Source organism: Nostoc linckia z4, assembly GCF_002608075.1.
Lineage (GTDB): Bacteria > Cyanobacteriota > Cyanobacteriia > Cyanobacteriales > Nostocaceae > Nostoc > Nostoc linckia.
The window spans coordinates 71613-97595 of record NZ_LAHA01000016.1 but is presented as its reverse complement, the minus strand read 5'-3'; the positions used below and the strand labels follow the sequence as shown (position 1 = coordinate 97595).

Below are 25983 nucleotides of genomic sequence, written 5' to 3'. Positions count from 1 at the left end.
TTTCACTCTTGATTACGAGAACGGTGCTGTCGCCTGAGTTCTAATTGTCGGTTTTTTAAAGCTTTCATATCACTGTGAATTTGGTTGCGGGGATTATTTTTTTCGGATGTATCTTGTTGAGGCGACTTCCCGCTTAAGTATTGACTTAAAGTCTGGATAGTTGGGTACTTAAACATATCAAGTATTGACAATTCCGAATTCAATGCTGTTTGCAATTGTTGATTAATTTGCACTAGAAGTAACGAATGACCCCCCAGTTCAAAAAAATTATCGCAAATTCCCACTTTTTCTACTTGCAGTGCCTTTTGCCAAACTTCAGCGATGATTTTTTCCACCTCTGTTTTTGGCATTACATAATTAGCTTCATCTAAAAAAGTTGGCTCTGGTTTGGGAAGGGCGCGACGGTCTACTTTTCCATTGGGGTTTACGGGTAGTGCTTTGAGGAACACAAAAGCAGAAGGCACCATATAATCTGGTAATTTCTGTTTGAGGAAGCTCCGTAACTCGCTAGTACTGGGGGGGTGAACTTGGGGGACAATGTAGGCGATTAGACGTTTAAAATTGGGATTGTCTGCTTCTGCAATCACCACAGTTGAACGAACTTCTGGGTGTGTCTCTAATACAGCTTCGATTTCCCCAGGTTCGATGCGGAAGCCACGAATTTTAACTTGATTGTCGCGGCGACCGAGATATTCAATATTGCCATCGGGTAAGTAACGACCGACATCGCCCGTGGCGTAAATTCGTTCTCGAACAGAGCCTTCTGGCAAACTAACAAATGGATTGGTGACAAATTTGCGCTCAGTAAGTTCCGGGTTATTGAGATAGCCTTGGGCTAGACATTCACCACCGATAAAAATTTCGCCAGCGATGCCGATGGGCATGAGATTATAGTGTTCGTCCAAGATGTAAATGGCGACACCAGGAATAGGACATCCAATGGGAGGCAAGACTGACCAAGAGTTGACATCCTGCTCCAGAGTGAATGATGTGACAACATGACTTTCCGATGGCCCGTATTGATTTTGTAAAATGCATTGCGGCGCATTTTGAAACATCTGGGAAATTGCTGGGGTGATTCTGAGAGCTTCGCCAGCGATAATCACTTCGCGCAAGGTATGTAAAGAACGTTTGGAAATTCGGAGTTGTTCGGCAAGACTGCTGAGAGCAACATAGGGAAGATACAAACGCTGAATCTGCCGATCTTCGATTAACTTAGCTAATTCAGCCGGGTTGGTACGCAGGTTTTCGTCAATCAGTACCAGGCTACCTCCGCCGCCCAGAGTGGAGAATATCTCCTGAAATGAGACATCAAAATTCAGCGATGCGAATTGCAGGGTTCGGGGTGTTTGACATTCTCCGGCTTGAGAAATTTGCCACTGGATCAAATTCATCACGGCTCCATGTCCCATAGCTACCCCTTTTGGTTGTCCGGTAGAACCCGATGTATAAATGACATAAACCAGGGAGTTTGCAGGTAGTAGGGGAGAGGGCGGAATTTCTTGTGGTACTTCGCTTTGCTCTACGTACAAAATCGGCAGTTTTTGTTTCTCCGACCCCAACAGATTTATCAGTCCATCGCCCAGCTTTTCCTCAGTCAAGATAACCATTGGCTCTGCATCTTCGATGACAAAAGTCAGACGTTGCTGCGGATAAGCCGGATCGAGCGGTAAGTAGGCAGCCCCGGCCTTCAGAACTGCGAGAATCGCCACTACCTGAGAAATAGAGCGTTCAGTGAATATACCCACAATCGTGCCAGGTAGAACACCCATGTCTCGCAGACGGTTAGCTAATCCAGCAGATTGCCGATGTAATTCCGCATATGTGAGCGATCGCTGATTGTGAATAACTGCCACTGCTTCGGGTGTTTTCTGTGCTTGGATCTCAAATAGGTGGTGGACGCATTTGTGTAGGTTATCAGCTTTTTTGGGGACGCGATCGCCAATGCTGCATTTATTCAGCAGCTTTGTTTGTTCTTCGTTACTCAGTAACTCCAAGCTATGAATCGGTTGATTGGGGTTTTGGCAGACTGCTTTTACCAGGTTGCCAAAATGTTCTGCCAGCCGGATGATAGTAGCTTGCTCAAAAAGGTCAGTATTATACGCCATATTCACCAAGATTTCGTTGCATTGTTCAACGATCTCTAGGCGGAGTTCGATTTCCCCTGCTGGACTAGGCCCTGCTACTACCGAAACCCCTTCCAACTGATTTTGCAATGTTTGTTCTATTTCTGGTCTCCAGAAACTTTGCATTGCAAAGGAGGTTTGGAATACCGGAGAATGCGCTAGATCGCGAGAGATACAAAGTTCGGAAACCTGTTTGGGAAACGGAAAGTACCCACGATCCAGTCCATCGGCTACCGTGATTTTGAGGCGCTGCAACAACTGAGCAAATGGCTCCTTGACGTTAATTTGCGTTCTAATGGGAACCATATTAATAAAGTAGCCCACGGTGTTGGCAAATCGCTCTTCAGGTCTGCCGGCACTTGCAACGCCAACAATAATGTCGTTTTGCAGCGTATATCGAGCCAGCAACGCCTGATAGATGCCGAGCAGTAACACGAACAAGCTGACATTTTGATTCTTGGCCAAACACCGAAGCTGGTGGGTTGTATTGGACTCCAACTTGGTGGAGATTGTCGTACCTGCATAGGTTTGGTTGGGGGGGCGCTCCCGGTCAAATGGCAACGCCAGCAGTGGCAGAGTCCCGCTCAGTTGCTTCTGCCAATAGGATAGGCTGGCTTTGCCTCGTTCGCTACAGATAAATGCTTGTTCCCAAGCAACGAAATCTGCATAGTCGGCGCTTTCTGGCGAAGCAATTGCCGGTTGGCTTTTTTTTGAGAACGCAGCATAGGCGTGTAGGAAGTCGTGCAGCAGAATCGGCAAAGACGATCCGTCAACCACCAGATGATGAATCACAATTAGCAACTGGTGGCGATTCTGGGACTGGTGAAACAGATGAAGGCGAACAAGTGGATCGGTTTCGAGATGAAAAACTCCATGAGCTGCGGCTCTTAACCGCTCTTGTAACACTGCATCCGTTACAAAATTGCGATCGCCATCCTCGAAGAAAAACTCCGTGTGCGGACGAATGGTTTGGATGGGATTTCCTTTGTCGTCGGTGTGGAATTGCGATCGCAGCATCGGGTGACGCTCTAGCAGGAAGGATGCTGCTTGTTTGATGGCATTAACATTAACGAGTCCATCGAATTGTAGCGTTACAGGCACATTGTAAGCCGTCATGTCCGGAACCAACTGGTGCAACAGCCACAATCCGCGTTGTCCTTCAGACAGAGGGAAAGTCAATGCACCCACCTTGCTGGTTGTTTCTGGCTCGGAAACTGACTCTATTTCATTTGTAACATTCACAGCGATGGCTGCTTGCTTTTGCTCAATTAATCGGCACAGAGCCTCCACGGTTCCATAGTCTGCTAGTTCGCGATGCCCGATCTCCACGTGGAGACGTTTTTGTATCCGCCGTGCGATTTCCATACTGCGAATCGAATCAACGCCTAGTTGCCACAGCGATAGGTGCGGTGTAATTTCACTTTCGCTCAGGCCAATGGATTTAGCTACAATTGCGGTGACAATTTTCTGCACGCTGCAACTTGCGTCGTTTGGGTTGGAATTGCCCTGTGCGATCGCCCCGTTAAACTTCGGTTCATGAGACTTTTTGCATAAGTCGGGAAAAGGGGAAGGGGGAAAGGGTAAAGGTTTTGTATTGTCCCCTTCCCCGGTTGGTGAGCTTGTCGAACCATTAACCTTTTCCCTTTCCCCAACTCTTGCAAAAGTGTTTTTTGCAAGAGGTATATTTGAATTAGCACTGCTGGCAGCTTCCCAGAAACACCGTTTCTCAAATGGATAAGTGGGCAAAGAAATTCTCTGAACCTGTTTGTGTTCCCAAAGCGACATCCAAGGAATCTTGCCACCCTGAACCCAGAACTGGGCCAGTTTTTGGTAGTTCCGTTGTTCGAGGAATAGCTGTAATACCATTGCGTCGGCACCACCAGCCAGTAGCGTTTGCCATGAGTTGTCGCTTTCGCTAATATTTCCGACATAAACAGGAATATTACTTGACAAATTCCCTTGATTATGCAGCAGAAGATGAGACAGCCCAGTCCTCAACTCGTCAATGCTGTTGACAACCAGTGCCACCCTCGATGCCATTGCTTCGCGCCCTACTTGGAGCGTGAAGGCAAGATCCGCCAAGGAAACGTCTTGATGGCCATGGAGAAACTCGATCAATTGAGATATTTGAGCTTGGCGGCGATGGTCGTTTTTGGCAGATAAAATGATGATTTGGGGCGAATCCTGGGGAAGTTTTAGAGTCTCTTCACTTGGCTGTCGCTGATATTCTTCAACAATCAAATGAGCATTGACACCGCCAGAGCCGAGCGCAGTAATGCCCCCTCGTCTAGGCAAACAGATGCCATCAATGGTCAACGGCGACCAAGGCTCAAGTTCTGTCTGCAACTGAAACGGAAGTGAGGCAAAATCGATATCTGGATTAAGCGGTGTAACCACTTTTGTCGGACAAAGTTTTCTGTGTTTTAGCTGTAGCACGACCTTCATAAACTGCGCCATTCCCGAAACGGACTCGCCATGTCCGATGCTCGATTTGAGCGATCCGAGTCGATAACATTGCCAACGATCTTCACTGCGATCGCCAAACACTTTTTTTAGTGCATTCAACTCCAGGGAGTCTGCCATCTCCAATCCCATTGCTGCTGATTCGATGTAACCCACTGACCTGGGATCGATGCCACCAGCATTGAGCGCCTGACTGATAACCTCAGCTTGACGAAGTGGGTTTGGCGCACCGTAAGCGTTGGCTCGACCGCTATGATTAACGGCACTGCTGCGAATAACCGCCACAATGGAATCGTTGTCTTGATGTGCATCCTCAAGACGCTTGAGGACAACAGCTCCTACACCTTCTCCGGGTACAAAGCCAGTTCCCCCTGCGCCGAAGACTTTTGGCATTTTGGATTCAGCCAGCAAGCCGACTTCGCACAGATACTTATAATTCCTTGGATCGAGATACAGATTGACCGCGCCCACGATCGCCATTTGTAAGTCGCCGTGGCGCAGTGCTTCACAGGCTTGGTGCAACGCTACGAGGGCTGAGGAACACATGGTATCAACAGCTATACTTGCCCCTTGGAGATCCATCGCATGGGAGACGCGATTGACCATAGCGGCAAAAGAAGTATTAAATCCCACCTTGGTGACGGCTCCATAGACCCCTGTGCGTTCGCGCACCGCATCGTCGAGTCCTGAGGGAGAATATCCCGCATCTTCAAATGCACGCCAGCATTCCTGCAAAAATATCCTAGCCTGGGGATCCATTTGAGCCGCTTCTCGTGGCGATATATTAAAAAATAGCGGGTCAAAAGTGTCAAAGTCTTCTAGAAAAGCGCCCCATTTGCAGTAACTTTTTCCTTGTTCCCGTGCCATTTTTGGATCGGCTTCAAAGAAGCCATCCATGTTCCATCGGTTTTCTGGCAAGTCAGTGATGCAATCTCTTCCCGATTGCAGGTTTTCCCAAAATTCTGTTAGGGTCTTAGCCTGGGGAAATCTACCACTCATCCCAATTACGGCGATGGCATCTGTGATTGAATCGCGCGACTGATGTAAGGCGATGGTCTTGGCTGCAAAATTTGTAGACGGCTGCTGCTGATTTGCAATGCTTTCTGGGATGGCTGCTTTCGGCTCAGGATGGTCTTGCAATTTTAACAGCTTCGCAAAGTTTGTTTGTTGAGTTTCGGCGAAATGGTTCACTAAGGCATCAATGGTTGATGCTTCAAAAAGTAATCCCGCTTTCACATTTTCAAAGTGTTTGTTGAGGGCATTGGTCAACTGGGCGATGATGATGGAATCAACACCATAAACGGCGAGGGGTTCTGATGAATCGATTCGGTTTCCATCCATCATCAAAACCTCACCGATCAGTTGTTTAAAGTAAGTCGTCCCCTGTTCCTTCAATTCCTTCAGTGCAGATGCAGCAATACGGTTCGGATCGGCACTATGAACTTTCCTTGTGGTCTGGGAAAAGGTTAAAGGGTAATGGGTAAAGGATGTATTTAAAATCTTTCCCCTTTCCCCTTTCCCCTTTCCCAGAACCGTATTGGCAGATGCAGCACCTTCCTTGTTAAGTGGTTGCTGTTTTGCGTCAGGTACGGAAAAAATCGATTCTGGCTGGCGAACAACACCGTCACTCACAGCGACAATCACCTGTTGTCCCAACGAATTTGCCAAAGGTGCTGGGTAAGCGATCGCTTGGAAACCCTCTTGCTGAAGGACTCGTTTCCAGTCTTCTGCTAGCAAAAACGGCGATCCAGGTACTCGTAACTCTGAATCTTCAGCTAACCACCATCCTGCTAATAAACCAAAAGTGAGGTGAGAGATTAATGAAGTTTGGGTAATTTCATTCAGGAAAATCACGCCTCCTCCGCGCAAGGCAGCTTTAGCGTTACGTAGAGACCGACGAATATTGGCTGTTGCGTGGATACAGTTGGTGGCAATAACTAAATCAAAAGAGCCGATTGCAATGCCCTGCTTTGATAGAGGCTGGTCAACGTCAAACAATTGTGTCCGCAAAAACGGATACTTGGGTGCGAAGTGTTTTTCTGCACGCACCAGAAATGCTGGGGAAATGTCTGTATAAAGATATTCGCCAATCAGATTGCCAAAAGGTTCGAGATGGTGTAATACAGTTGTTGTTGTTGCTCCTGTACCAGCGCCAATTTCCAGAATTCGTATAGGTGTCAACCCATCCACCAGGCAGCGTTCCTGTAGGTAGTTAACTACAGTTTGGGCAAGCAGTTCGTTGAAATACGTGGCGATGGCATTTTTTTCATAGATTCCTTCTACCAGTGACATGGAACCATTGGGAAACATGATATCTGTTGCTCGCTTTTGTGCCTTGAGAATCGCTGGAAGTTCGCGCATACAAACATCCACCAGTGTGACGATTGACTGGATGTGAGGCATACTGTCCCAATCAATTTTCTGGCGATTCCATTCGTCCCAGATATCAGCGAGATTCCCTTGGACACCATCGGGGATGAGGGCGATGGCCAGCCGACGACTTTCTTGCAACCAAAGTTGATAGAATTCTGGCAGAGCGGGTGACAGAGTGGCATGTGGATGCAGCAAGTCAAGGCTTGTTAGCGTACCATGCAGCAATTTCACCAGCAAACTTTCTATGGCTGCAATCGGTTCTAGATATTGCTTTGCTATGGCTGCAACGCCATCGGAATGCCGGGGAATTTGCTTGAGTGCCGATTCAATAAAAGACGCATTGACTGAGGGATAAATATCAAGCCACTCGTCGTCCTTGACCAAATCAAGTCTGTCTAAACGAGTAGTTTTCAAAAGAGCAATTTGATGCAGAGGGTTCACCAGAAAGGCTTCTAGCGCTTCTAAACCCTGTTGCGATGCGATCGGCTCAATGCCGCACTGTTTCATGCGGATTTTTGTGGCGTCAGGGATGGTGTTACCAGTGCCTACGTTCCAGTAACCCCAATTTATCACCTTTACAGGGAATGGCAGGCAACGGTTCAACTCGATGGCGAAACAGTCCTTGAACGCGCAGCCGGCGGCATAACCACTCATGCCCCCACCCCTAGTCAAAGAAACAATAGAGGAAAAAAACAGCATGAAATCTAATGGCTCGTGTTTAAACACGCTTGCCATATTCACACTAACATCGATCTTGGATGACAAAATTGAGCAAAATCGGTTCTCGTCCATTTCACTGAGGCTTTGGTCGAATTGCCCAACAGCCGAATGAATGACACCATGTATCTGGGAGTAGCGAGACTTGATGGACTTGTACGCTTGAGTGAGTGATTCTCGATTGGATGCGTCAGCCTGTAAATATTCCGGGGTCTGACCAATTTGTTTTAACGTGTCAATTTTTTGACGAATTTCATCGTCAATTTGCCGACGACCAATCCAAATGACTTTGGCATCGTAATTTTCCATAACGAAGCGCGACCAAGCACTGCCTATGCCACCCGCCCCGCCGATAATAACGTAGACACCACGGTGTTTATAAGCGGAATGAAACTCATCAACTTGAGGGGTGGGGACGTTCCGCATTGGGATCGGAGTGTGTCGATACCATTCCCCGTCTCGCCAAGCAAAAATCTTGCCTGCGCTATCGTCGGGAAAATGTTCTAGATCCACAGATGCAAGCGATCGCCCTTTTTGCAGATCCAAAACGCGGACGTTCCAAGAAGGGAATTCTTTGGCAAGGACACCTGCAAAACCATGCACGGCGGAATGCACCGGGTTTGACGACTCATCTTGATTAATAGCGGCAATCTGCGTTGTCATCAAAGTCAGAGCCAGATTTTTGGTAGCGTAGCCAGCCCAAAGCAGGGATTTGACGATGCGAAAGACTGCAAGTATGCCGTTCTCTTGTGCAGACAACACTGCACCATCATCTAGCAACGAGCAATTATCTTCGGGAACGACAATGATAATGTGCTGCCAAGGCGAATCTGTCAACCTGTTTTTGAGAGATTCAATCCGCTCTTTTGCCATGTTGCCAAAATAAGATGCGTGATTGAAGCAAGTTCTTAGATCGTCTTTGAGTTCTGTATCTACACCAATAATCAGCGTTTGCTGTGTGCGATCGCTAAAAGGCTGGTTCGCTTTCAGTAAAGGTATTGCATCCCAGCACTGCACCAAGGCGTACAGCTTTCCTAAATCTGACTGCGCTGGCTTCAGCTCCTCCTCATCGCCATCAAGCGAGCAAATCCAATAACTTTCGCGGGCAAAAGCATAAGTAGGCAGACTTATTCGCTGGGGAAATCCCTTGGTGTAAAGTTTGCTCCAATCAACGGTCATGCCTTTAGTCCAACCATCAACTAAAGCGGCATATTCACAGTTACTTATCCAACCTGCCATCGCTTCAGACACATCTTTGTTTGCCAAAAGACTAGCCAGATATTCCTTGCCAGATTTGCTGTCTCCGTAGAACAATCCCGATTTGGTATCCGAATCCTTCCCAGCCATTTGCAGCTTATTTCTCAGTTCAGCGATCGACTCAACCACAAAGCCGAGACGTGTTTGCATCGCTTCTCGTCCAACTTGCAGCGTGTAGGACAGGTTTGCCAGGAAGTTTTCTTCGTCTTGGAGATTTTTAGACCAATTTTCTTCTAAGAATGCCAGCAATTTGGCGACTTGACTTTTGAGGCACTCGTTGTTCTTGGCAGAAATGACGATTGGGAAGGGGCCAGAAAATTCACATGTATTATCAGTACAACTACGGTATTCCTCAACAACAGCGTGTGCAAAAGCACCAGAAAAACCAAAGGAACTGACACCCGCCCGTCTAAGGCCTACGCTCTCCCAATCAGTCAGTTCGCGATTGATGTAAAGCGGTGAGCCTGCCAACTTCAAGTAAGGGTTGAGCTGCTGGAGATTGGCGAGAGGGGGGATCTGACGATGTTTGATCTGTAGTATTACCTTAATTAGCCCGGTGATGCCAGCAGCACCCTCCGCGTGACCGATATTTGCTTTCACCGAGCCGATGGCGCAAAATCCGGTTTTACTAGTATACCGAGCAAATGCGTTCTTGAGACTGTTGGTTTCGATGGGATCGCCGAGCTTGGTTCCAGTACCGTGAGCTTCTATATAAGTTAGCGTTTCGGGATCGATGCCGGCATCTTCCCAGGCTTTAACAATTACATTTTCCTCACCCGCCACGCTGGGCGCAGACAGAGAAGGCGTGTAGCCTCCGTGTGCAAAGGCAGATCCCTTGATGACTGCGTGGATGCGATCGCCATCTTTTTCTGCCTGTTCCAGGGGTTTGAGCAGTATACTAGCGATGCATTCGGCTGGCACATAACCGTCGGCGGCAGCATCAAATGTATGACAATGCCCAGTTGGAGATAAGGCTCCCAGTTTGGAAAAATAGCGGTAGTGTAGCGAGGAGAGTAGCAGGTTAGCACCACCTACAAACGCCATTTCACATTCTTTGTTTCGCAGCGCTTGACAGGCGTAATGCAGCGCCACCAAAGACGAAGAGCAGGCTGTATTAATCACCATACTCGGCCCCTTAAAATCGAACCAGAAGGAAATCCGGTTGGCGGTGATGCCGCTTCGTCCCGTCCCGGTGTAAATATCAAGGGGCAAACCCAACTCGACAATTTTCTCTGCGTAATCATCAAAACAGATGCCGGCAAAGACACCCGTGTTACTGCCGCGCAATTGATTAACCACCCCGGCGTCTTCTGCTGCTGCATACATACTTTGCATTAGCAAGCGGTTCTGCGGATCCATCCATATTGCTTCTCGCGGGGAAATATTGAAAAAGGCGGCATCGAATTTGTCTGCATCTTTGATGAAGCTGCCCCATTTGCAGTAGGTTTTGTCTTCAGAACCAGGATTAGGGTCAAACCAGGGACGATAATCCCAGCGATGGCGAGGCACTTCCCGGATTACATCTCTGCCGTCACGGATCAGTTGCCAAAATCGATCGAGATCCTCGCATTCGGCATAGGTGCTGTGCATACCAATGACTGCAATATCGCCGTGCAGGTTTGCTGACAGCTTTTCGTGGCTCGATCTATCTGACTTTTCTGGAGTGGTGACGTGCTGCGTTCTCCTTTTACCAAGTAGTTGTACAAAGGCAGCAGAATGGGAGTCTACGAAAAAATTCGTCACTTCCATCAGGCTGGGATACTCAAAAAACAATGTGGCATTTATTTCTAGTCCAGTATCCTGTTCGATACTAGCTGCCATCGCCACTAATTCGGTCGATCCCAAACCTAGCTGCATTAAATTGGTATTTACTTGCGTTTCGTCGATTGATATCTGCGCCGTGATGTTGATTTTGTCGATGAGATAACGCAGCACATCGGCAGCCAGATTTGTCTCAAGAATCGATGGGTCAATTGAATCAACTTTTGGTGATTCCGGTGAAGTTTGTTGAGGCTCTTTTTGGTCATGGAGAAGCTTTAACGAACAACCCCGCAAGCGGGCAACCACTAATGAGTTATCAGAAATAATATCTGCATCAAACAGAATCAGTTCGCCAGAATTCTTAACTAACCGAGTATGTACCCAGCAAGGATCGAGCGATCGCCAGTTATCAACTTTGACACAATAGATTTCTTTAATACCAAACGGCAAGTAGTTACAATCGTTACCAATGGCATCTGCAAGCAGGGGTGCTGCGGCCAAGAAAGCGCTGTCGATCGCCAGAGGATGTAAAGCATAAGTATGGGACTCTTGACGGCTCTGTTCGGTCAAACAAACTCTGGCAATTATACCATCACTGGTGCGGAATAATTTTTCAATCGTCCTGAAACTAGACCCCAAGCGAATGGCGGGAACAGTGTGGTAGATGGATTCCACATTGCTAATTGGAGTGCAAGACTCCAGCAGACGTTCCACGTCCAAGTATTCCTCTTTGTACAGATCCGGCTGCAAATGTCCTGTGGCCGCAGTTTGCGTCAATTGTTTCGAGGTGGTGCGGTATCTAGCGTCAAAACTCAATCCTGTTGGGATTTCTGAGGTATGGATTTCAACGGTCACTGCTTCCCCTCGGTCAACAATTATCGGCTGAACAAAGGTGAGGCGTTTCAAACAAATAGCACGTTGGTGCGGAAACCGTTGGAAAAAGTCTGTTATCGCTAGACTGGCATGAGTAACTCCTAACAGAACCCGATCGCCCAATAATGTGTGGTCTTGGAGAAATGGTTCGTCGTAAAGATATGTTGCTGTCATTACCCCTGATGTCTGCGATACCAATGACTCAGCCGTTGCTTGGGTATCGTCCTGGGAATCATGGATGATGTAGGAAAACTCCTTGTCATGCTCAAATGCATATGCAGGTAACACCACACAGGATTTGCGATCGACGGGATTCAGCCGACCAAAATCAATGTCTGCACCAGCAGCCCAGTAACGCGCTAACCTGAAAAGGTCGCCATCGTCAATAGCGGATTGCAATTGGGCATCTTTTGGTATCGGCAAGTCTGCGCCGCCAAAAGATGTGTAGATACCCGAATTGCTAACATCCACATTGTGACGTGTTAACTGCTCCACTACATTGAGGGCTTGGTTTGTTGAGGATGCGATGGCGGCTAAACGATACTCCAGGTTGCAATCTCGCAACTGTAGAGCCGCAGCGAGATCCGCTACTGAAATCGCGGGATGTTCTCGCAAATAAGCATGAAGCCGTGTCAAGTAACTCTGTAGTCCTTTGTAGGTGGCGGCAGCAAATACAAGTAAAGTTTCCCTCGTATCGGGTCTAGATGTGGTATTTGACGATTTTTCTTGATATTCCTCCACGATTAGGTTGGCGTAAGAACCCCCTGCGCCAAAAGAATTAATCAAGCTACGGCGCGGTAGGTCGCTATTGTGGGAATTTGACTGAGGAACCCAAGGTGACAATTGTTCCTGTAGGTAAAACGGTGAATTTTCGAGTTTGATCCGAGGATTTCTAGGCGTTGCGTTGATGGTGGGAACGAGGGTTTTGTGCTGGAACTGCAATAGTACCTTGGCGATTTGCGAAATGCCCGATGCAGCTTCCAAGTGGCCCAAGTTAGATTTAACCGAACCGATGGCACAGAAACCTGTCTTGTTAGTTAGCTTTGCAAAGGCATTCTTCAGCGCAATGATTTCAATTGGATCGCCGAGACTAGAGCCATTCGCCGCCGATTCGACATAGGTAATTGTCTCAATGTCGCACCCACTACGGGCGATAGAATCCAGCACCAGTTGAGTTTGTTGGGCTGGGTCGGGAGCTGTAAATGCCTGTCGTCCGCCACTGTGATTCACAAAGCTGCTTTTGATGATGCCTGCGATGCGGTCGTTGTCTGCAATTGCCAAACTGAGCGGTTTCAGCAGCAACGCTCCTACACCTTCGCTGGGAATCATACCATCGCCGTCGCCAAGACTTCTGCTGTGTTGTCCAGAACCAAGGAAGTTGGATCGCTCCAGGGATAGAAATTTTGAAGGTTCCAAAGTCAAATTGACACCGCCAGCCAAGGCCATGGAACAACTGCCCTGTCGCAAGCTTTCACAAGCTAAATGGATTGCGGTCATGGAACTGGAGCAAGCGGTATTCAGCACCAGGCTGGGCCCGGTGAAATCAAAAAAATGTGACACCTGATTGGCAATTTGCCATTCCGTACCGTTGGAACTGAGGACGGCTTCCTTTCTAGAAGGATTAGTCCAGGCATACTGACTGTACATTGAGCCGACAAAAACGCCGATGCCTTTTTTCTCCCTCAGCTGGAACTGTTTTAGGGCTGCCCGTGAATAGCCCGCAGTTTCAAAGGTTTCCCAGGTAATTTCTAGGAACAAACGCACCTCTGGGGGCATGGCCATCGCCCTTTGTTCGGAAATACCGAATAGTTGACGATCGAAACAGTAAACATCGTCGAGGAAGCCGCCAAAGTGCGATCGCCCCAAAGTCCCAAAATGCCGATCCTCTGATAAATTCCACCGCCGAAACCTGTCCGCCTCGACAATGCAACTTCGTCCTGTTTTGAGAACTTCCCATAGTTCATTTAAATTTTTAGCACCTGGATAACGGCCAGCAATGCCAATGATGGCGATGTCGTCCTGCACAAACCTACTTGGGTTTGGCGTGGCGTTGGCGGTATCCAAAGCGATGGGGTTTTGGGCAGGTTGGGGAGAGACTCTAGGGGATGGCGCATCTTTGCTGCTTGCTGGCTGAGTTTCGTCAATTCGAGTCGGGAAAGAGGCGGTTAAAAACTCCTGGCGATGGGCTAATAAATAGTCAACTAGTTCGCGGGTGGTGCTGTATTCAAACAAGATGGTATTGGGCAGAGATCCAGTCACTTGTTCTAGTTTTTGGATCAGCCCCACCTGTACAATTGAATCCACACCGTATTGCTCAAAGGGCGTATCGAGACGAATTTTGTTTGCTGGAGTCCGTGTTGCTTGTGATAAGGTCTGGCGAACAAATTCTGTAGTCCGCTCCTGCAATGACACAACACTATTTATTTGCACATTTGATGAATCATCAGGCTGCCTCTGGGGGAGAGACTCCGGCTCGATATGGGTCTTGCTCAACAAAGGTTGACGAATGACACCATTACTGGTAGCAACTACAATCTGATGGCCTAAATTATGGGCAAACTCCACCGGAAACTTGACGGTATCGAAACCTTCTTCTTGCAAAATTTGTTTCCAGGTATGAGAATTCAGGGCTGGGCCACCTGGGATACGTATTTCAGCATCTTCAAAACGCCACCAACCCTCCAGCAAGCCAAAAGTCAAATGAGAAAATAGAGAATTTCCAGCGATCTCGTTGATAAAGATTTGTCCGCCTGCACGCATGGCGGCCTTGACGTTACGTACAGTCTGACGGATATTTTTAGTTGCGTGGAGGACATTCGTTGCTACTACAATGTCATAACTTCCAGGCTGAATTGACTGAATGGCAAGAGGCTGCTCGACATTAAAGCGATCGACCTGAAGAAATGGGTAATCGATGGCGTAATGTTCCTGGGCATGGATGAGGAATGCCTGGGAAATATCGGTATAGCAGTATTCAAGGATGCGATCGCTATAAGGCTGAAGTTTTTGCAGTAAACCAACGGTGGTTCCACCTGTTCCCGCACCAACTTCCAGGATGCGGATCGACCCGTTGCCTTTGTCCAAACTGTTGATAGCATCGACAACTGCATCGGCAATCACCTCGTTGAAAAAATCTGCAATCGGATTGCCTCGGTATAGCGGCTCGACTAGGCGTAGCGAAGATTCCGGAAAAATCACGTCTTGGGGAAGTTTTCTGCCGCTCAGGATATCTGGCAATGAGCGCAAACATCTCTCCACAAGATCGATTTCTGCTGTCATGCTGGCGCTTCCTTCCCAGTCCAGCCGCGCTTTTTGCCAAGTTGTCCAAAGTTCTTCGAGGCTGCTGACATTTTGCTGAGGAATTAACAAGCCATGCTGTTGAAGCAGACGGATGCTTTCGTCAAGCCACTTTTGATAGTAGCTCACAGCAAGCCGCCCCTGAGAAGAATTGAGAACTCCCATCTCGCTCAAATTGGCAAGCAACAAGTTTTGCAGCAGTGCGTCACGGGCATCTGTGCGATGGGTGCGAATTAATTGCAATTGTTGAGAATACCGGATTTCCGGCGTAACGTTCTCAACCACAGGATGAGCCTGACTGCGGGCGGAACCCACTACGGAAAGTACTTCATCTTCAATGACAAACTCAAGGGCTTGAGGTTTGAGCAGGTTGATGAATGCCAATCGATCGATTTGTCCTTGCAGCAGACGATTTAGAGCCGCCATTGCCTGCTGTGATTCAATGGAGCCAATGCCGTTTTGCCGCATTCGTTCTCGATAGGTAGCGTCAGCTACAACACCAGTGTTGCCCCAATATCCCCAATTCATGACTTTCACCGACACAGCCCATTCTTTGCCAAGTTGTTCGGCGTAGGCATCCAGGAAGGTACACCCGGCGGCATAGTTGGCTTGTCCTGGGGACTCACCGAAAGAGATTAGGGAAGAGAAGAAGAGAACGAAGTCCAACGGTTCGTGCTGGAAAACCTGAACTAAGCGAACGCTGGTTTCAGCTTTGGCCAGCAGTGCAGTTTGAAAACGGGCAATGGACATCTGCGCCAGACTTTGGTCTTGAAGCTCGATCGCACTGTGTACCACGCCATTTATAGAACTGTAGGTTTGGCGAATTTCGTCGAGGGCTTTTGCTAAAGAGGCTTTGTTTCTGGCGTCCGCTTGAATATACAGTGGTTTGGAACCGAATGCAGCTAGTTTAGCCTGTTTTTCGCGGATTCGGTCGTCGAGTTCTCGCCGACCGATCCAGATTACTTGCGCTTGATAATTCTCAATGATGTGTCGGCTCCAGACTTCGCCAACACCGCCAGCACCACCGATCGCCACGTATACTCCCTTTTGCTTGTAAGCAGGAAAATCGTTGCTTTCAAAGGCGATCGGGATCAGCTTGCGGGTAAACCATTGTTTGTCTCGCCTCGCAAGTAACGGAAAATTTGCGGTGTCATTGTCAGCAAATAACTCACCTAGAGATGGCAACTCGTCCCCGTCAATATCCAGTAACCGAACTCGCCAATGTGGATATTCACTCTTGAGGGTTGCAACTAAACCGTGAATGCTTGCTGTAGTTGGATTTGCGGTTTCAAATGGGCGAACCGCGACACTCTGGCTCGTCACAACAGTTAACGCTAAGGATTTTTTCCCGTAACCGCTCTCAAAAAGCGATTTCAGCAAGCGAAACAAATCAAAAGCGCCAAACTCCTGGTCATCGACTAGGCGATCGTCATCTAAGGCATATTTAATCGGTGCTGGAGCCAGCCAAAGTAAGCGCTGTATCGATCCGAGCAATTCGAGTTGTTTGGAGAATTCTTCAACGGATTGCGGTTTTGCCGAGTCAACCAGCACGGCGGCGCGATGGAGTTCGGCAATCTGGTCTTTCCAGGTTTGGTTTGCACCGAAAACTACTGTGAGGCTGTCTTTTGATTGCTCCTCTTGAGGTGCGATCGCCACAGGTTGCCAAACTGGTTTCAAGGTAACTGAACCCAATCCGGGCGGCATGTCGTGACTTTTCAAAGGCTTTGGTTGAAGTTGAGTGACTGCTCCATCAAAGTCCTGCTGGGGAATTTCGCGGGCGACAAAGCCCTTCATCCGCACTGCAACCTTACCGTCATCAGTACACAAATCGATGTCTATGGGTTGAATGGGGCTGTGTTTTTTGGTTTGGGGCGCAAAACGAACCCAAGCCCACATCAGGGCAGCACAGGAATCGTATACTTCTATCTGTTCCAAGGACGATGGCAACGCCAACCGCAGCGATTCTGGGGAATTGGTCTGTAGCAATAAGCCAACGCAGGACTGCAACCCAGCATCCAACAAACTGGGGTGCAAGACATATCGAGACTGCTCTTGAGCGACGGCATCAGGAATCACCAACTTGGCTAATACCTGTGGTTCTGAAGCTTTGCCTGCGGACAGGAACAAAGTATCAATGGCGTGGTGGGCAGGCCCATAATCCAGGCCTAATGTGCGAAAAATCTCATAACATTCTAATGATGAAAGTTGCCGGTCTTGTATTTGTTGCTGTAGTTCCACTAAGTTGAGAGTGGGAGCGGTATGAAAACGCACTGCTACGTCACCGTGGCAATGAAGCAAAGTTTTGCCTTTGAAGGTGCTGCCCATCTCGAAGCGCGTTTGGTTCAGCGTCCCGTCGAAGAATTTTAATTCTAGGGCTGTTGGCGATTCGTCAACAAAGAAAGGTTGCACCCAAGCAACATCGCTCAGTACAATTACTGGTTTACTGTCATTGACTGGATACTCTAGCTTTGGCAGCGAATGGCTGATACTTTGCCAGAAAGCGCGGTGAATTATTTCTAGATACACCACAGCAGGCAATACTTTTCTCCCAGAACCATTGTGCCGGATTTGGTGATCTGCTAGAAAAAATTCATCCCCGGTGAACTCGTAGCTGTAATGTTGCGCCGATACCGAAACATTTTTGTGCTGCAACGCATCGATCGCCTGGCTTGGTGTAAGTGTCGAAAAGCTGACCGAGGAAAAATTAGGGGACGGCCAATAGTATTCTGGTGCAAAAGGGTATGTGGGGGCGCTAATTCTCGACGGCAAGCGATCGCTGTATAATCGACTCCAATCCACCTGCACCCCCTGAATCCATACCTGCGCTAACTTGGCTAAATTCCGTTTTACTAGCCACTGCGCCAATAATCCTTGCATGTCCTCGTCATCTGCAAACAGTTTGAGAATCTGATTCTCCCTAGATGGCGAACCGAAATAGCAACCCTCAAAAGTCTGCCAGTGATTAGCAAATCTGCAAAGTTTAGCGATCGATTCTTCAACGCTACTGACAATGAAGGCGACACGGCTCTCCATCGGCTGGCGACCGCATTGCAAGGTGTAGGCAAGATTTATTAACCACTCGGTTTCGCTGGAATCGTTGGGTTTGCCAATGCCCTGTTCTAAATAATTAACCAGTGATTCGACGTATTCTTTAAGACGATCGTCTTTCCTGGCTGACAGCACAATCAGAACCGGAGTATTGAGTTTCTCTGGCAATAACTTGGGACTTGGCAAATATTCTTCCAGAATCGCGTGGGTATTGGTTCCACCAATGCCGAAGGCGCTCAAAGCCGCGCGACGGGGCCAGGGTGCTGCCTCCCATTCACGCAGACGATCCACGACAAAAAAGGGCGATCGCTCAAAATCTATGGCGGGATTTGGTTGGCTAAAATTGATTGACGGCGGAATCTTTTTATGGTATAAGCTCATCGCCACTTTAATACATCCTGCCAGCCCTGCCCCTGTATCCAAGTGCCCAATATTCGGCTTTACCGAACCAATGGCGCAATACTGTTTTTGGTTGGTATGTTGTTGATAGCTGTCGCACAGCGCCTGAATCTCCACGGGATCGCCTAGCTTGGTGCCAGTGCCGTGGGCTTCGACATAGCCAATGGTCTCTGCCCCAATACCTGTAGAAGTCAGTGCCATACTAATCGCCTGGGACTGACCGCGTACACTGGGGGCGAAGAAACCAGCTTTGTCTCTGCCATCGTTATTGATACCGATACCTCGGATCAGGGCATAAATGCGATCGCCGTCGGCAATGGCTAAAGGAGCTTTTTTCACTAATAACACCGCTACCCCTTCACCTGGAACCAATCCATCAGCCGCCGCATCGAAGGTTCGGCAGTGACCATCACGGGATAAATTCAAACCCGGACGATGCAGATATCCCATCTCGGACTTAGGCAACAACGTTGATGCGCCCACTAACGCGTAATCGCACTGACCCAGGCTGAGGCTTTGATAAGCGGCACTAAGGGCTGCCAACGATGAAGAACAGTTCGTATGCACAAATACGCTCGGCCCAATCAAGCCTAACTGATAAGAAATCGTGGTGGGAATCGTGCCACTCTGACTCAACATCCAGGCGGTGTATTCGTCCGTGGCTTCGATAATTCCAGCTTTGTCAACCAAGGTGTTGTAACCACTGTTGCTGGCGGAGATAAACACGCCAGTACGAGGGATGTCGCTTGACACATATCCCGCATCTTCCACCGCCCGCCAAGCGTGCATCAGCAGCAAACGGAATTGTGGATCCATGAATAGGGCGTTGCGTGGCGAGATGTTGAAGAATTCGGGATCGAAATTGCCTTTACCTTCAATTGTTCGCTGGACTCGCACAAAATAGGGATTGCGGATCGAGTCTTCTGAAACACCAGCTTGGCGTAGTTCTTCCTCAGAGAAGAATTTCCCGCTTTCCTTGCCGGCACAGATGTTTTGCCAGAACTGATAATGATTTGGGGCGTCGGGAAAGTGACAAGAGATGCCAATGATGGCCAGACTATCTTGCAGTGCTTCGTTTTTGGCGTTGCCCAAGGCTAGGGCTACTCGGTCTTGCCCGTCTTCATCAAACGCAGACATGGTATTTTGTAACGGAGTTTCTCCCAGATTTTCAGCCTGTTTGTCTCCTAAATAAGCGGCAATATCTCGAATTGTTGAATACTTGAACAAGGATGTCACCGAAAACTCTCGATTAAATCTTCGCGCTATCCGATCCGCCAGAATCACAGACAAAACCGAATCGCCGCCAGCAGCAAAGAATCCGTCGTTAATGCTAATATCGCTGACATTTAGCACATTCTTCCAAATATCTGCCAGAATCGCCTCAGTTTCAGTCTTGGCAGTTACTTTCTCTGTCTGCCGTTGGATCGCCACCTCTCGGTTGGCGAGGGATTTTCGATCGACCTTGCCGTTGGCAGTTAGAGGTATGCGATCCAGTGAGATGAATGCTGTGGGAATCGCGTAATCGGGGAGACACTGCTTGAGATGGGTGATGAAATCGAAGTTTTGTGGCAAGTTGTTTTCGTCGCTTTGCCTGGGAACGTAATAGCCGATGAGACTCTGGACTCCCTGGCGTTCCTTTGCGATAACAGCACATTCCCCTACTGCGGGATGGCGACTCAGTTCGCGTTCGACTTCTTCGAGTTCGATGCGGAATCCACGAATCTTCACTTGAAGATCCAACCGACCCAAATGCTGGAGGTTGCCGTTGGGTAGCCAACGGCACAAATCGCCCGTGCGATACAACTTGCTGCCGTGATTCGCCTCTAGGGGATGATCGATAAATTTTTGGGCGGTAAGTTCGGCCTGGTTCCAATACCCCCGCGCCAAACCCGCGCCAGCGATGCAAAGTTCGCCGGGGACACCCATCAAAGCCAGTTGGTCGTGGGCATCCAGGATATAGACACGGGTATTGGCAAGCGGTTTGCCAATGGTGACTGAATCACCTGGTTGGATCTTCGCAAGCATCGACCAGATTGTGGTTTCAGTGGGGCCGTAAAGATTCCATACTTCGCAGCCGATGGAGGCAAACATCGATCGCAGGGAATCGTTTAACATCTCGCCACCACAGAGAATTTTTAAGTTCTCGTCATTTTTCCATCCTGACTGGAGCAACATAGTCCAAAAGGATGGTGTAGCTTGCATAATAGTCGGTTTCCATCGCCGGATTTGTGCCTTAATCACCTCAACGTCTTTGAGTTGATGGCCATCGCACAACAGGCAACGCCCACCCTGAATGAGGGGGAAAAACAGTTCCAGCGCGGCGATGTCAAAACTGTAGGTTGTAACTGCCAGAAAATCAGCCACGAACTGTTTGCCGATTTGGTCTGCCATCGCGTAGAGAAAGTTGGTCAGCGCCCGATGTTCGATGGCGACTCCCTTTGGTTTACCAGTGCTTCCCGATGTATAAATTACATAGGCGAGATTTCCCAGACCTGCCAAACATTTTAGAGGCTCCATCGATTCCGCAGTCTGTTCGATTTCTTTCCATTGCTTATCCAGGTTGATGTACTGTGCATCGATGAAACCGATTCGATTGTTTAGCCACGACTGGGTAACGAGGAATGACGCACCGCAGTCACGTAACATATAAGTCAAACGTTCCTGGGGAAATTGCGGGTCTAAAGGCACATAAGCACCGCCAGCCTTCATAATCCCCAGCAAGGCCACCATCATATCAAGCGATCGCTCGACGCAAACCGCAACCAAGGTTTCTGGCTGGACTCCTTGTTGCTGTAAGTATTTAGCTAAAGCTGTACTTTTGCGATTCAATTCTTCATAAGATAGAGTCCGCTCACCACAAACCACCGCCACAGCATTGGGAGTTCTCTTGACTTGAGCTTGAAACAGTTGGTGAATGCAATTGCTGGGATATTCTACGGAAGTTGCATTCAAATCCCACTGAATCAACCGTCGTTGTGCGTCGTCCATCATTTCGTACTTGTGTACCAAGGCATTCGGATTGGAAATTGCCGCTTGGGTCAGCTGCAAATAATGACCGAGCATCTGTTGAATCGTTGTGGCGTCATATAAGCTCGGATTATATTTAAAAGCGACTCGATAACCATTTGCGGCTTCAAATACCTCCAATACCAGCTCGTATTCACCTTCCTGGTGGATATCGAAGTTAATTTCTAAATCGAAAAGGTCGCCATAGGAACTGCATAAGTGTTGCAAATCGCTAGGTGCAAGACCGTTTTGATACTCAAAGGCCACTTGAAATACGGGGGCGGCCATGGCATTGGGGAGAATGCCGATATCTCGGACAACAGTTGTAAAAGGAACCCTGGCGTGGTCAAGACCATCGGACATGGTGTACTTGAGATTTTCCAGAAAAGTTGCGAATGTCTGCTGACTGAAGTTTTTGCTGCGGATGGCCACCATATTTATAAAATAACCAACCACCGAACGGAATCGTTCTTGCGGTCGTCCCATGCTTGGCATCCCAACGATGATGTCATCCAAGTTTGTATATCTATGTAACAGGATTTTATATAGAGCCAAAAATATGGTAGAAGGGTTGACTCGTTGCGCTTTGCTAAAACTGCGGATTTGAGCCGCCAGCGACGACTCAATCGATGTCGAAATAACTGCGCCGGAAAACAGTTGTGCTTTTGAGCGCGAGCGATCGGTGGGTAGTTCAAGTACAGGTAGGTTGCCGGAAAGTGTCTCCCGCCAATAGGATCGATGTTTTTCCCAAGCGCCAGACTCTAGCATCCGCCGCTCCCAGAGAACGAAATCCTGATAGGTTGTGGATATCGGCACAGCAAGGGGCGATTCTCCGTGCAGTAAGCGGCGATAAGCATCAAAAAGTGAATCAACCAATGGCAGGAACGAGCCACCGTCAAACACAATATGATGTACGCAAATCAGAAGATAGGTTTGCGTTGAAGATTTTTGCAGCAGATCCACCCGGATTAAGGGGCCTTGTTCCAGATTGAAGGGCTGTTTTGACTTTTCTCTGAGTTTAGATAGGATGCTTTGCTCATCAAGGACTGAAACATCTTCAGTATTGATGCCGATCTCAGTCGCCGGAGTTAGCCCTTGTGTGAGAATGCCGTGTTTTTCAAACAGGTGATAGCCGAGAACAGGATGCTGTTTGAGTAATGACTTCAGAGCCTTTGACAATATCGAAGTGTCGATAGTGTTGCGAATCTTAAGACACAACGGAATATTGTAGGCAGTCATCAGCGGAAAGGACTTCTGTAACGCCCATAATCCTTTTTGTCCTTCCGAAAGCGGAAAATTTTCAACCTCTCGGTTTTCAGGTTCACTCACCTGGGGATTAAAGTTCGGGCGGTTCGCCTCCAAATCGATTCTTTGACTCAGGTGTTTTGCTAGCGATCGGATTGTCGGATGCTGGAGCAAATCTCTACCTAAAACTTCGATGTCGAAAGTTTCTGACAGACTACGAATCACCCGCATTCCCACAAGAGAATCGATGCCATAATCTTGCAGATGTTTATTCTCGTCGATTTCATCTGGTGGTAGTTCAAGGAACTCCACTAGAATACAGGTGAGATATCGACGCAGGTTGTCTTCACTGGATTGCCCCACATCGATGGCAAACTCCTCCAACCCCGTCTTAGGCATTGCCGCCAGAGATAGAGAATGCTGCATCTGTTCATCGAGCCAATAGCGCTGTGTCTCAAAAGGATAACCAGGAAGTGGCACTCGGCGGGCGGTGGGATGTTCCGGCCATGAAATTGCACTGCCTTGTACCCACGCTGCCGCCATCCCTTGCATTCCGGCAAAACTTGAAGTATCTTGCTTTTGAGCAGAACTCACTGTGCCAATAAAGACATTGGGATTTTCTGTTTTCGTCGCAACGCCATTGACCGCTTCGATATAGGATTGCAGTCCAGCCCTCAATTGTTGGCGATCGCAAACGACCATCGCCATTCGATAGTCCATGTGTTCGCGCCCATTGTACAATGTGTGGGCAATGTCCTTTAAATCAGGGACTAAGGCAGTGGCAAGAAACTGGTCGAGTTCCCTGGCGAGGGCTGTTAATGATTTCTCGCTTTTCGCAGAAAGTACGATGAGAAACTCTTGAATAAGAGGCAAAGATTGAGTCGGGGAATGTTCTTTCTCCCACGGACGATACTCCTGAATTAAAATATGAGCATTGTTGCCGCTCATCCCAAAAGAATGCAGTCCGGCAAGGCGCGGCTTGTGCGTTTTGTTCCAAGGCAATGTTTCGCTGGCCAAAACACAGGGCTGATTGTCTGTGTCCAGTGCCATATCCGCCCCAGAAAAACCAAGAATCTTGTGAATCCGCTCGGTTTCCAAACTACGAAGGATCTTCAGCAGCGCCCCCAAAGCAGATGTCGATTCCATGTGCCCAATTAAAGGCTTGAGCGTACTAATTCGACAAAAGTGGAGATCCAAAGTCACCCCTCTAGCTTTGGCTAGCGATCGCAACGCCCGATTAAAGGCTTCCCACTCCGCCAAGTCCGAAAGACGATTCCCCATGCCCTGAGCTTCGATGTAGCTGACATCACGCGGGTCAATACCAGCTTCGCCATAGCATCGCTCGATCAACTCTACATGACTGTCTATGTTCGGAGAAGCACTCGAAGTACCCCCTTGACCATTAAAGTTAACCGCCGTATTCGATATCAGCGCATAAATAAAATCGCGGTCTGCTTCGGCTTGTGTGAGGGGCTTCAACATCACACTCACAACACCTTCAGCCCGTAAATGTCCGTCTGCGTTTTCTTGAAACGACTTCACAAAATTGCTGCGGCTCAATTGCTTGGTGCGCGACAGTGCCAAGAAAGGCTGCGGTCGTAAGAGCAAGTTGGCGGCACTGACAATAGCATAACTGATTTCACCGGATCGCAGTGCCGATACAGCTCGATGTAGAGCCACTGCCGCACCAGCGCACTGTGCATCCACGATCTCGCTGGGGCCGCGAAAATCAAAAAAGTAGGCGATTCGATTGGCTAGCAGCGATGCCTGTCCGTACCCTTCACCAGGATCGATGCCGCGTTCATTCAATATCTGGAGATAATCATCGTCTTGATGAGCAACATAGACTCCGGTGCGGGATTTCTTCAGCGTTGCGGGGGCGTATCCGGCATCACATAAAGTTTGATACACCGACATCAGCAGTAACCGTTGCCTTGGGTCTATTTGCTTTGCATCGAAGGGAAGAATCTTAAAGAAATGCGCGTCAAAGCCGGCAACATCTGGAATAAAGCCGCCCCATTTACACTGGGTCTTTCCAGGATTTTTACCCGTCGGATCGTAATACTTGCGCCAATCAAAGCGTTCTTTTGGGATTTCCTGAATTAAGGAACAATCGGTGTCTAAAGCTTGCCAAAATTCACGGACGGACATACAACCAGGCAAGTAGCCGGACAGTCCCACAATTGCGATCGGCTCAATCAATTGTGGTTGTTTGGAAGGGAGCGACTGTCTTGAGTCCCGATAAAATGCCTCTTCAATACATTTGAGCTGGTATTCCGTATCCATAATTAATATTTATTAATATGTTTATGGCAAATAAGGCGAAATCAATTGTTCTAAATAGAAGAGCGATTCCTTTACCAAGGAGTAATCCACCCCAAAATCAACCAAGCAGGCAATATCGTTAACACCGATGGCCATGGCTTCATCAATGACTTTCCTGCCGTCGTCCACGGTGCCGAAAATAGCTGCTGTTTTAACATACCGTTGATATGCGTAATCGAGTATTTTGGCCTTCTCTTTCGCTGAGACACCTTCATTATCATCCAGTGCTTGTACGTGGGCGTCTAGAGAACTTTTGATATACGCCTTAAAGGGTAATTCAACAACCTGATGCACCAAGTCACGGCTTTCGTGAACCAACGTATGTAGCATGAGAGTCACTATGCCTTCTTTGGGATCGTGACCCCCTTCCTTGCGTCCCTGACGATATAATGCGATCTTGTCTCGCATGGCTTCAAAGTTATTTCCGTAGAGCATGGTGAAAATGTTATAGCCTTGACGACCTGCCCAGAAAAACCCGTCATCATTCTTTGTGACAAGCAGCCAGACGTTCAGTTTTTTTTGCAGGGGACGTGGATAAACCACAATCGGTATTAGTTCACCGTCCGGGCCGGGAAAAGCGACTGTTTCGCCACGCCAAAGCTTTTGCACCAGAGGAATCCACTCACTACAAATCTTCCGTCGTTCAGCATATTTTTCAGGCGCATAAATAAAATCCGGCTTATTCCATCCCGACCCAAAACCAAGATCCACTCGTCCACCAGATAATATATCATTCATCGCCCACCACTCGACGATTTCAGCCGGATGGTGCAGAGGTAGGGAAATCCCGGCTGTTCTAAACCGAATCCTGGTGGTTTGCGGAATTAAATAGGATGCCATCACCGCGGAATTGGCGAAAATAGAGCCAAACTCGTAGAAGTGTCGCTCAGGTATGTAGATTGCCGTAAACCCGGCGCGATCGCCAAACACCGTGATGTCGCGCACGAATTCATATTTCTGCTTGTCCGTCACATCCTTCCTCACGTCGGAGAAAAACAGCAAGCTGAAGGAAATTTGGTTGTTAGTTTCCTTTTTACGGTTTGCCGTGGGGGGCTGTAGACCGAGCAGTTCTTCGATGGAAGTAGTCATGCTT

At 48.3% G+C, this 25983-nt stretch carries 2 protein-coding genes; both read right to left on the bottom strand.

Annotated elements, in window-relative coordinates; genetic code table 11:
• Positions 1–2: 2 nt before the first annotated feature.
• Positions 3–24851 (bottom strand): non-ribosomal peptide synthetase, encoded by a 24849-nt coding sequence (locus VF06_RS15545; RefSeq protein WP_099066643.1) that lies wholly within the window; start codon positions 24849–24851, stop codon positions 3–5.
• A 21-nt stretch (positions 24852–24872) separates the two neighbouring features.
• Positions 24873–25979, bottom strand: a complete 1107-nt coding sequence (locus tag VF06_RS15540; RefSeq protein WP_099066644.1) for a MupA/Atu3671 family FMN-dependent luciferase-like monooxygenase — start codon at positions 25977–25979, stop codon at positions 24873–24875.
• Positions 25980–25983: the final 4 nt, after the last annotated feature.

Coding starts and splice junctions, on each gene's coding strand:
- VF06_RS15540 (WP_099066644.1), bottom strand. CDS start 25,979: ATGACTACTTCCATCGAAGAACTGCTCGGTCTACAGCCCCCCACGGCA.
- VF06_RS15545 (WP_099066643.1), bottom strand. CDS start 24,851: ATGGATACGGAATACCAGCTCAAATGTATTGAAGAGGCATTTTATCGG.